Raw genomic sequence first — 9,372 nt, forward strand, 5'->3', positions numbered from 1 at the left:
GCTCCGGCGTCGGGGGCGGGCGGACCCCCGCCCGGCGGAGGTGGCCCGCCGGGCTCCGCGGCGGGTGGGCCCGGCCGCTCCGGACCCCGCGCGGCCGGGTCGCTCACAGGCCCTCCGCCCGGTCCTCGCCGAGCGCGGTGAGCCGGTCGCGCAGCCTGGACGCCTCGGTCGGGCGCAGCCCGGGCACCCGCGCGTCGCTCGCCGCGGCGGCGGTGTGCAGCTGCACGGTGGCCAGGTCGAACGCCCGCTCCAGCGGGCCGGCGCTGACGTCGACGAACTGCATGCGCGAGTACGGCACGATGGAGAGCCGGCGGACCAGCAGCCCGTGCCGGACCAGCAGGTCGTCCTCGCGTTCGGCGTACCCCCAGGCGCGCACCGCCCGGACGATGGCCACCACCCGCAGGGCGCCGAGCAGCAGCACGACGGCCAGCGCGGCGCCGAACATCCAGTGCCCGCTGAACCCCCAGCCGACGCCCAGCCCGAGCGCGACGACGACCAGCGCCGCCGCCAACCGCAGCAGCTCGACCCAGATCAGGTCGGACGAGATGGACTGCCACCGCACCGTCTCCGGCCACGGTTCGAGGGGGCCGGCTGGCGGCCCGGTCGGCGCCGGCGCCGGGCCGGCCGACTCGTCACCACTCACCGCGGGGATCCGTTGCGCGCGCTCACGTGTCGAGCGTAGGCGATCCGGCGACCGGTACGACCTCCCGCAGGAACCCGCGGGCGTCGAGAAAGTCGCCGAGCGAGCCGCGGTGGTCAACACAGGCGAGCCAGGTCTTGCGGCGCTCGGGGGGGTGCAGCCGGGGATTGTTCCACCGCAGCGCCCACCCGGCCGGAGCGTGACACCCGCGGGCCGAACAGATCAGCGGCTCGTCGGCGGGGAGAGGGCTGCTCATCCCGGCCAGTCTAGGGCGGCGGGACGGAAGAGTGAGCGCCGGGCGGCCACGGGGGGAGCCGCCCGGCGACGGGGTGAATGGTACACGCGCCTGACCGGTCCGTGTCCACCCGCGGCGGCGATTCCGGGAACCGGACGGCGTGGCGAAAATAGGCGTCTCCCCACCTCGGCTCTCAGCCGGGCATGCGAGTCTTGGTACGCACGACGTCGCGACATCCGATCATGCTGTGGAGGACCGGTGGCCCAGCCGACCACGCCCGACGCCCCGACGCCGAACGGGGCGGACCCGGACACGCCCCGCCCGGCGAGCACGCCGGCCGAGGACGCGACCCTGCTGGAGCGGGCGCTGTTCGAGATCAAGCGGGTGATCGTCGGACAGGACCGGATGGTGGAGCGGATGTTCGTCGCGCTGCTCGCCCGCGGCCACTGCCTGCTTGAGGGGGTGCCGGGGGTGGCCAAGACGCTTGCCGTGGAGACCCTCGCCAAGGTGGTCGGCGGCTCGTTCGCCCGGGTGCAGTTCACCCCGGACCTGGTGCCGGCCGACATCATGGGCACCCGCATCTACCGCCAGTCCAGTGAGAAGTTCGACGTCGAACTGGGCCCGGTGTTCGTCAACTTCCTGCTTGCCGACGAGATCAACCGGGCGCCGGCCAAGGTGCAGTCGGCGCTGCTGGAGGTGATGAGCGAACGCCAGGTGTCCATCGGCGGGGAGACCCACCGGGTACCCGACCCGTTCCTGGTGATGGCGACGCAGAACCCGATCGAGCAGGAGGGCGTCTACCCGCTGCCGGAGGCGCAGCGGGACCGTTTCCTGATGAAGATCGTGGTCGGCTACCCCACCGACGCCGAGGAACGCGAGATCGTCTACCGGATGGGCGTCGCCCCGCCCGAGCCGGCCCGGGTGTTCGACACCCCCGACCTGGTCGCCCTGCAACACAAGGCCGACCAGGTCTTCGTGCACAACGCCCTGGTCGACTACGCGGTCCGGCTGGTGCTGGCCACCCGTACCCCGGCCGAGCACGGCATGCCGGACGTCGCCCAGCTGATCCAGTACGGCGCCAGCCCGCGCGCCTCGCTCGGCCTGGTCCGGGCCACCCGCGCGCTGGCGCTGCTGCGCGGCCGCGACTACGCGCTGCCCCAGGACGTGCAGGACATCGCGCCGGACATCCTGCGGCACCGGCTGGTGCTCAGCTACGACGCCCTCGCCGACGACGTGCCCGCCGACCACGTGGTGCACCGGGTGATGTCGACCATCCCGCTGCCGTCGGTCGCGCCCCGGCAGCAGGCCACACCGACGCCGGCCGCCACGCCGCCGGGCGCCGGTTGGCCCGGGCAGCGCCCGTGACCTCACCCACCCGTCGGCCCGCCGACGCCACCCCGGCCCGCAGCGAGGTCGTCCTGGCCCGGCTCCAGCTGCTGGTCACCCGCAAACTCGACGGCCTGCTCCAGGGCGACTACGCCGGCCTGCTGCCCGGCCCCGGCAGTGAGGCGGGCGAGTCGCGGGAGTACCGCCCCGGCGACGATGTACGCCGGATGGACTGGCCGGTCACCGCGCGTACGACGATGCCGCACGTCCGGCGTACGGTGGCCGACCGGGAGCTGGAGACGTGGCTCGCCGTGGACCTCTCGGCGAGCCTGGACTTCGGCACCGGGCGGTGGCTGAAGCGGGACGTGGTGGTGGCTGCCGCCGCGGCGCTGACCCACCTGACGGTGCGCGGCGGAAACCGGATCGGCGCGGTGGTCGGCAGCGGTGGCGCGGCGGGCCCGCCGGCCGGGCGCGGCAGGCCACCGGCGGCCGGGCCGGGAGTGTTCACCCGGCTGCCCGCCAGGTCCGGTCGCAAGGAGGCCCAGGGGCTGCTGCGGGCGATCGCCGCCACCGAGATCCGCCCCGGGCGCAGCGACCTGGGCGCGCTGGTCGACATGCTGAACCGGCCGCCGCGGCGGCGTGGCGTGGCGGTGGTCATCTCCGACTTCCTCGCCCCGCCGCAGCAGTGGGTCCGGCCGCTGCGCAAGCTCCGGGTCCGGCACGACGTGCTGGCCGTCGAGGTGGTCGACCCGCGGGAGCTGGAACTGCCCGACGTCGGGGTGCTCCCGGTGGTCGACCCGGAGACCGGCGAACTGCACGAGGTGCAGACCGCCGACCCGGCGCTGCGCCACCGCTACGCCGCGGCGGCCGCGGCCCAGCGTGCGGAGATCTCCGCCGCGCTGCGCGGTGCCGGCGCCGCCCACCTGCGTCTGCGTACGGACCGAGACTGGCTGCTGGACATGGTGCGCTTCGTGGCCGCGCAGCGGCACGCCCGCACCCGGGGGACGACACGATGATCCGTTTTCTGCAACCGTGGTGGCTGCTGGGCGTGCTGCCGGTGCTCGCCCTCGCCGCCCTCTACGTGTGGCGGCAGCTGCACCGGCGGGCGTACGCGATGCGGTTCACCAACGTGGACCTGCTACGCACGCTGGCGCCGAAGGGGCTGGGCTGGCGCCGGCACGTGTCGGCCACCGCGTTCCTGCTCTGCCTGCTGGTGCTGGCCACCGCGCTGGCCCGGCCCGCGGTCGACACCAAGGAGCCGCTGGAGCGGGCCACCGTGATGCTCGCCATCGACGTGTCGCTGTCGATGCAGGCCGACGACGTCGCCCCGAGCCGGCTGCAGGCCGCCCAGGAGGCGGCCAAGCAGTTCGTCGGTGAGCTGCCGGAGAGCTACAACCTGGGGTTGGTCTCCTTCGCCAAGTCGGCGAACGTGCTGGTGCCGCCGGGCAAGGACCGGGCGGCGGTGACCAGCGCCATCGACGGGCTGGTGCTGGCCGAGTCGACGGCGACCGGGGAGGCGGTCTTCACCTGCCTGGAGGCGATCCGCTCGGTGCCCGCCGACGGTGCGGCGGGGATTCCGCCGGCCCGGATCGTGCTGCTCTCCGACGGCTACCGCACCTCCGGCCGGTCGGTGGAGGAGGCGGCGGCGGCCGCGCAGGCGGCCAACGTGCCCGTCTCCACCATCGCCTTCGGCACCGACTCCGGCCAGGTCGACATCGGCGGCCAGGTGCAGCGGGTGCCGGTGGACCGGCTGGCCCTGGCCGAGCTGGCCGAGACGACCGAGGGCTACTTCTACGAGGCGGCGTCGGTGTCCGAGCTGAAGCAGGTCTACCAGGACATGGGCAGCTCGATCGGGTTCCGGACGCAGCCCCGCGAGGTCACCCAGTGGTACGCCGGGGTGGCCCTGCTGCTCGCGCTCTGCGCCGGTGCGCTGAGCCTGCTCTGGTCCTCCCGGATGCTGTGACCGCCCGCGCGGTGGCCGGTCCTGCCGCCCGCGGTCGGGCCGTGGGTCGTGTCGCGGGCGGCACGGCGCCCCGACCGGGGCGGGTGGGGCGCGTGCCGGAACTGGCGGCGGTCAGTGGCCGGCGCCGGCCAGGACGAAGACGACGGCCACCCAGACGGCGGCGAGGGTGAAGCCCAGCGGGGCGAGGTAGCGGCTCATGGACGGCTCCGGGTGGCGACTGGACGGTCCGCGCACCGGGGGGCGGACCGGAGGAGTGGATCAGGACGCGCACACGAGGTCGTGGCCGGGCACTCACCCGCGACCACCCGGGTCCGGGCGGCGCTGCACGGTCCCGGCCGGCTCGGACGGGAGACGGCTGGCGGTGCGGGGGAGCGGGAGCGGGGTCAGCTCACCTGCTGAGTCGTGGCTCAGCGGGGCTGACGGCGGGCCCGGCCACGACTGGGAGGATCGCTATCTCGCACAGCGATCACCTCCTGCGGTCGGCGGGGCCCGGAACGCGGGCACAGGCGGCCCGCAAACGCCGATCATCGTACACCCGCCCCCGCGCCCGTACGCACTCGACCGACCGGCCGGTCAGCCGCTCCGACCGGCGTGGTCGTCCGCCGTCCGGTCGGGCGGGCCACCCGCCGGACCGGGCCCGGCGGCCGGCGACGGCGGTCGGGTCCGCCCCGGCGAGCAGCCGGCGCAGGGCGCGGCGGGCCGGTACGGCGGGCGTGGCCATCCCCGCAGGCTACGAGGGCGGGCGCCCGGTCGTGCCGCTACGGAATGACCCGTACGTCGTACCCCGTATGAACCGGTCACGGTTAGCGCTTACCTGCCGGTAGCGCCTAGGCTCCGACCCGTCCGTGAGATCAGCTGAGCAGAGGGGGACCCGTGGCCCGTACCGTGCTGGTTACCGGGGGCAACCGGGGAATCGGCCTGGCCATCGCGCAGGCCTTCGCCAAGCAGGGCGACCGGGTGGCGGTGACGCACCGCTCGGGCGACGCCCCGGAAGGGCTGTTCGGCGTCCGGTGTGACGTGACCGACTCCGCCTCGATCGACGCGGCCTTCACCGCCGTGGAGGCCGAGCTGGGCCCCGTCGAGGTGCTGGTCGCCAACGCCGGGATCACCGACGACACGCTGCTGCTGCGGATGTCGGAGGAGCAGTTCACCGCGGTGCTGGACACCAACCTGACCGGCGCGTTCCGGTGCGCCAAGCGGGCCTCGACGAAGATGCTCCGGGCGAGGTGGGGCCGGCTGATCTTCATCTCCTCGGTGGTCGGCCTCTCCGGCGGCGCCGGCCAGGTCAACTACGCCGCGAGCAAGGCCGGCCTGGTCGGCGTGGCCCGCTCGATCACCCGCGAGCTGGGCAGCCGAAACATCACCGCGAACGTGGTGGCGCCCGGCTTCATCGACACGGACATGACCGCGGTACTGCCCGAGGAGCGCAAGGCGGAGATCCGCAAGTCGATCCCGGCGGGCCGGATGGCCAGCCCGGACGAGGTCGCCGCGGTGGTCACCTGGCTGGCCGGGGACGGTGCCGGCTACGTCTCCGGCGCGGTGATCCCCGTCGACGGCGGCCTCGGCATGGGTCACTGAGCACCGGCCACTCGAAGAAGGTACGGAGGAACCCCTGTATGTCCGGACTGCTGGCTGGTAAGCGGCTGCTGGTCACCGGCGTCATCACCGACGCGTCGATCGCGTTCTCCGTGGCGAAGCTCGCCCAGGAGAACGGCGCACAGGTCGTGCTCACCGGCTACGGCCGGCTCTCGCTGGTCGAGCGGATCGCCAAGCGGCTGCCCGAGCCCGCCCCGGTGATCGAGCTCGACGTGACCGACGCCGGGCACCTCGCCGGGCTCGCCGACAAGGTGCGCGAGCACGTCGACGGCCTCGACGGCGTGGTGCACTCGATCGGCTTCGCCCCGCAGAGCTGCCTCGGCGGCGGCTTCCTCGACGCCCCCTGGGAGGACGTGGCGACCGCGCTACAGGTCTCGACGTACTCCTACAAGGCCCTGGCGATGGCCGCGCTGCCGCTGATGGGCCCGGGCAGCGCGGTGGTCGGGCTCACCTTCGACGCCACCAAGGCGTGGCCGGTCTACGACTGGATGGGCGTGGCCAAGGCCGGGCTGGAGTCGGCGTCCCGCTACCTCGCGCTGCACCTGGGCAAGCAGGGCATCCGCAGCAACCTGGTGGCCGCCGGCCCGCTGCGCACCATCGCGGCGAAGTCGATCCCCGGCTTCGAGCAGTTCGAGGACGCCTGGACCGAGCGTGCCCCGCTGGGCTGGAGCCTGACCGACCAGGAGCCGGCGGCCCGGGCCTGCCTGGCGTTGCTGTCGGACTGGTTCCCGGCCACCACCGGGGAGATCGTGCACGTCGACGGCGGGTACCACGCGATCGGCGCCTGACTGGCCGGGGCGGCACCAGGCCGCTGCGGGGTGGTCGCCGGGCCGTGCCGGGCGTCGGGGGAGAATGGGACCATGGCGTACGACGCGGTGGTGCTGGTCTCCTTCGGCGGCCCGGAGCGGCCCGAGGACGTGATGCCGTTCCTGCAGAACGTGACCCGTGGGCGGGGCGTCCCGCCGGAGCGGCTGGCCGAGGTCGCCGAGCACTACCTGCACTTCGGCGGGGTCTCCCCGATCAACCAGCAGTGCCGCGAGCTGCTCGCCGCGATCCGGGAGGACTTCGCCGCCAACGGCGTCGACCTGCCGGTCTACTGGGGCAACCGGAACTGGGACCCGATGCTGGCCGACACCGTGGCGCAGCTGCGCGACGACGGGGTGACGCACGCGCTGGCGTTCGTGACCAGCGCGTACGGCGGCTACTCCTCCTGCCGGCAGTACCAGGAGGACATCGCCGCCGCCCGGGCCGCGGTCGGGCCGGACGCCCCGGTGATCGAGAAGCTGCGCCAGTTCTGGGATCATCCCGGCTTCGTCGAGCCGCACGTCGACGCGGTGCAGGCCGCGTTGGGCCAGCTCGACCCGGCCAGGCGGGACACCACCCGGCTGGTCTTCACCGCCCACTCGGTGCCCACCTCGATGGCCGCCAACGCCGGCCCGCACGGCGGGCGGTACGAGGCGCAGCTGCGCGAGACCGCCCGGCTGGTGGCCGCCGCGGCGGCCCCCGACCTGCCGTACGACCTGGTGTGGCAGAGCCGTTCGGGCCCGCCGCAGGTGCCGTGGCTGGAGCCGGACGTCAACGACCACCTCGGCACGCTCGCCGGGCAGGGGGTCACCGGTGTCGTGGTCAGCCCGATCGGGTTCGTCTCCGACCACCTGGAGGTGATCTGGGACCTGGACACCGAGGCGCGCCAGACAGCCAAGCAGTACGGCCTGGACTTCGTCCGTGCCGGCACCCCCGGCACCGACCCGCGCTTCGTGGCGATGGTCCGCGAGCTGGTGCGGGAACGGACCGAGCCGGACGGGGTGCGGCTGCGCCGCCGCCTCGGCGAGCTGCCATTCTGGGACACCTGCCCGACGGTGTGCTGCGTCCCGGCGCGCCGCCCCGCCTGACCACGATCCGACCGCCGACCCTGAGGATCCAGATGCATGACCGCAAGCCCGTGCAGAGCTGGCTGACCGACATGGACGGCGTACTGGTGCACGAAGGGCAGCCCGTCCCCGGCGCACCGGAGTTCGTCAAGCGGCTGCGCGCCTCCGGCAAGCCGTTCCTGGTGCTCACCAACAACTCCATCTACACCCCCCGGGACCTGCAGGCCCGGCTCGCCCGGATGGGCCTGGACGTGCCGGAGGAGGCCATCTGGTCGTCCGCGCTGGCCACCGCCCAATTCCTGGCCGACCAGCGGCCGGGCGGCACGGCGTACGTGATCGGGGAGGCCGGGCTGACCACGGCGCTGCACGCCGTGGGCTACGTGCTCACCGACTTCGCCCCGGACTACGTGGTGCTCGGCGAGACCCGCACCTACAGCTTCGAGGCGATCACCAAGGCGGTCCGGCTGATCAACGACGGTGCCCGGTTCATCTGCACCAACCCGGACGTGACCGGCCCCTCTGTGGAGGGCGCGCTGCCGGCCGCCGGCTCGGTCGCCGCGATGATTTCCAAGGCGACCGGGGTGGAGCCGTACTTCGTCGGCAAGCCCAACCCGATGATGATGCGCTCGGCGCTGAACACGATCAACGCCCACTCGGAGACCACCGCGATGATCGGTGACCGGATGGACACCGACGTCCTCTGCGGCCTGGAGGCCGGGCTGGAGACGATCCTGGTGCTGACCGGGATCAGCAGCCGCGCGGAGGCGGAGCGCTACCCGTACCGGCCGTCCCGGATCGTCAACTCCATCGCCGACCTGATCGACGAGGTCTGACCCGCCGCCGGGGCTGCGTGCCACGCCGACACCACGCACCCCGGCACGGGGTCGTGGCTCAGGGGCGCAGCGGGGCGTTGCAGGCGGCGACCAGGGCCTGCCGGCAGGCGGCGGTCAACGGGCGCAGCGCGGCGTCGCGCTGCTGTGCCTCGTAGTTGTTGATCGCGCCGCCGGGTGCGGCGTGCCCGGCCAGGGCGAGGACCCGGTCCAGCACGGCGGCCCGGGCGAAGAGCCGGCGGGCGCGCGGGTCGAACCCGGGCGGCAGGTCGGTGGCGCCGTCCGGGCGGCGCAGCGCGGCCAGCGCCCCGGCCAGCTCCGGCCGCCACTGGGCGACGTCGAGACGGGTCAGCGCGGCGGTGGTCTCGGCGAGCGCGGCGGCCAGCTCGGCCTCCGCCTCGGCGGCGCCGGGCAGCGCGAGGGAGGCCGCGGGCGCGTTGTCGGGCAGCGGGTAGACCCGCCAGAGCACCGTCTCGAAGGTGTCCCCGGAGCCGGAGGTGTGCGTACGCACCTGCGGGATCACGCCCAGGCCGCCGGCGATCACCGCCTCGCCGGCGAGCAGCGCCGCACCCGCGAAGTCGCCAGGCCCGGGCAGCCCGCGCGGGTCGCCGGGCGCGGGCAGCACCAGCCGGATCTCGTCCGGCGAGAGCTTGGCCAGCACCGGCAGCGCCTCGGGCAGCGGGACGTCGGTCCAGGTGCCGGGCGCGTCGGCGACCAGGTGCTCCTCGGCACCGGCGATGGCGTCGGCGACCTCGTCGAAGGGCACCAGCCCGGCGCGCCACGCGCGCACCCAGGCAACGAACCGGCTCGACCGGCGCGGCGCGAGTGTGGCCGCGCCCGCTGCGGGGGTGGACATGCCGAAAGGGTACGTGGTCAGCGCCTCCCCTGTCTCGACTGCCGCCTCGCCCACC

The 9,372-nt window shown here is 74.4% G+C and carries 11 protein-coding genes; 7 read left to right on the forward strand and 4 right to left on the reverse strand.

Annotation, left to right across the window (positions count from 1 at the left end; all coding sequences use genetic code 11):
• Positions 1 to 103 precede the first annotated feature (103 nt).
• Both C1I99_RS24730 and C1I99_RS24735 read right to left on the reverse strand, forming a co-directional pair.
• Positions 104 to 643 carry a PH domain-containing protein gene (locus tag C1I99_RS24730; protein WP_111136594.1) on the reverse strand — a complete coding sequence of 180 codons (540 nt, stop codon included), beginning with the start codon at positions 641 to 643 and terminating at the stop codon, positions 104 to 106.
• A 22-nt stretch (positions 644 to 665) separates the two neighbouring features.
• Entirely contained in the window at positions 666 to 896 is a 231-nt protein-coding gene (locus C1I99_RS24735; RefSeq protein WP_111136601.1) for a hypothetical protein, read from the reverse strand.
• A 237-nt stretch (positions 897 to 1,133) separates the two neighbouring features.
• Here C1I99_RS24735 and C1I99_RS24745 point away from each other — a divergent pair, with 237 nt between their 5' ends.
• Genes C1I99_RS24745 through C1I99_RS24755 form a run of 3 tightly spaced genes read left to right on the forward strand, consistent with a single transcriptional unit; the run spans position 1,134 to position 4,164 of the window.
• Positions 1,134 to 2,240: an AAA family ATPase gene (locus tag C1I99_RS24745; protein WP_111136595.1), complete on the forward strand. Its 1,107-nt coding sequence runs from the start codon at positions 1,134 to 1,136 to the stop codon at positions 2,238 to 2,240.
• Positions 2,219 to 3,217, forward strand: coding sequence for a DUF58 domain-containing protein (locus tag C1I99_RS24750; protein WP_111136596.1), 999 nt, complete (start codon positions 2,219 to 2,221; stop codon positions 3,215 to 3,217). The genes C1I99_RS24745 and C1I99_RS24750 overlap by 22 nt, the downstream gene beginning before the upstream one ends.
• Positions 3,214 to 4,164 carry a VWA domain-containing protein gene (locus C1I99_RS24755; protein ID WP_111136597.1) on the forward strand — a complete coding sequence of 317 codons (951 nt, stop codon included), beginning with the start codon at positions 3,214 to 3,216 and terminating at the stop codon, positions 4,162 to 4,164. Before C1I99_RS24750 ends, C1I99_RS24755 begins: the two co-directional genes overlap by 4 nt.
• A 111-nt stretch (positions 4,165 to 4,275) precedes the next feature.
• On the opposite strand, the gene C1I99_RS34640 is transcribed toward C1I99_RS24755, so the two are convergent.
• Positions 4,276 to 4,398 (reverse strand): hypothetical protein, encoded by a 123-nt coding sequence (locus C1I99_RS34640; RefSeq protein ID WP_267897515.1) that lies wholly within the window; start codon positions 4,396 to 4,398, stop codon positions 4,276 to 4,278.
• Between the two features lie 639 nt (positions 4,399 to 5,037).
• Here C1I99_RS34640 and fabG point away from each other — a divergent pair.
• From fabG to C1I99_RS24775, 4 genes are all read left to right on the forward strand, one after another.
• On the forward strand, positions 5,038 to 5,742 hold the full coding sequence (gene fabG / locus C1I99_RS24760) for a beta-ketoacyl-ACP reductase (RefSeq protein ID WP_111136598.1): 705 nt from the start codon (positions 5,038 to 5,040) through the stop codon (positions 5,740 to 5,742).
• A 38-nt stretch (positions 5,743 to 5,780) separates the two neighbouring features.
• Positions 5,781 to 6,548 carry an enoyl-ACP reductase FabI gene (gene fabI, locus C1I99_RS24765; protein WP_111136599.1) on the forward strand — a complete coding sequence of 256 codons (768 nt, stop codon included), beginning with the start codon at positions 5,781 to 5,783 and terminating at the stop codon, positions 6,546 to 6,548.
• A 72-nt stretch (positions 6,549 to 6,620) separates the two neighbouring features.
• On the forward strand, positions 6,621 to 7,652 hold the full coding sequence (locus C1I99_RS24770) for a ferrochelatase (RefSeq protein ID WP_111136600.1): 1,032 nt from the start codon (positions 6,621 to 6,623) through the stop codon (positions 7,650 to 7,652).
• Positions 7,601 to 8,464 (forward strand): HAD-IIA family hydrolase, encoded by an 864-nt coding sequence (locus C1I99_RS24775; protein ID WP_199562378.1) that lies wholly within the window; start codon positions 7,601 to 7,603, stop codon positions 8,462 to 8,464. Before C1I99_RS24770 ends, C1I99_RS24775 begins: the two co-directional genes overlap by 52 nt.
• Before the next feature lie 58 nt (positions 8,465 to 8,522).
• Here the strand turns inward: C1I99_RS24775 and C1I99_RS24780 are convergent, their stop codons facing one another.
• Positions 8,523 to 9,317, reverse strand: coding sequence for an Rv1486c family protein (locus tag C1I99_RS24780; RefSeq protein WP_111136603.1), 795 nt, complete (start codon positions 9,315 to 9,317; stop codon positions 8,523 to 8,525).
• Positions 9,318 to 9,372 lie beyond the last annotated feature (55 nt).

It is taken from the genome of Micromonospora deserti (assembly GCF_003236335.1).
Taxonomy (GTDB): domain Bacteria; phylum Actinomycetota; class Actinomycetes; order Mycobacteriales; family Micromonosporaceae; genus Micromonospora; species Micromonospora deserti.

Bases quoted from the DNA above. Each gene is read 5' to 3' on its own strand.
- C1I99_RS24735 (WP_111136601.1), bottom strand. From the start codon at position 896: ATGAGCAGCCCTCTCCCCGCCGACGAGCCGCTGATCTGTTCGGCCCGC.
- C1I99_RS24755 (WP_111136597.1), top strand. From the start codon at position 3,214: ATGATCCGTTTTCTGCAACCGTGGTGGCTGCTGGGCGTGCTGCCGGTG.
- fabI (WP_111136599.1), top strand. From the start codon at position 5,781: ATGTCCGGACTGCTGGCTGGTAAGCGGCTGCTGGTCACCGGCGTCATC.
- C1I99_RS24770 (WP_111136600.1), top strand. From the start codon at position 6,621: ATGGCGTACGACGCGGTGGTGCTGGTCTCCTTCGGCGGCCCGGAGCGG.
- C1I99_RS24780 (WP_111136603.1), bottom strand. From the start codon at position 9,317: ATGTCCACCCCCGCAGCGGGCGCGGCCACACTCGCGCCGCGCCGGTCG.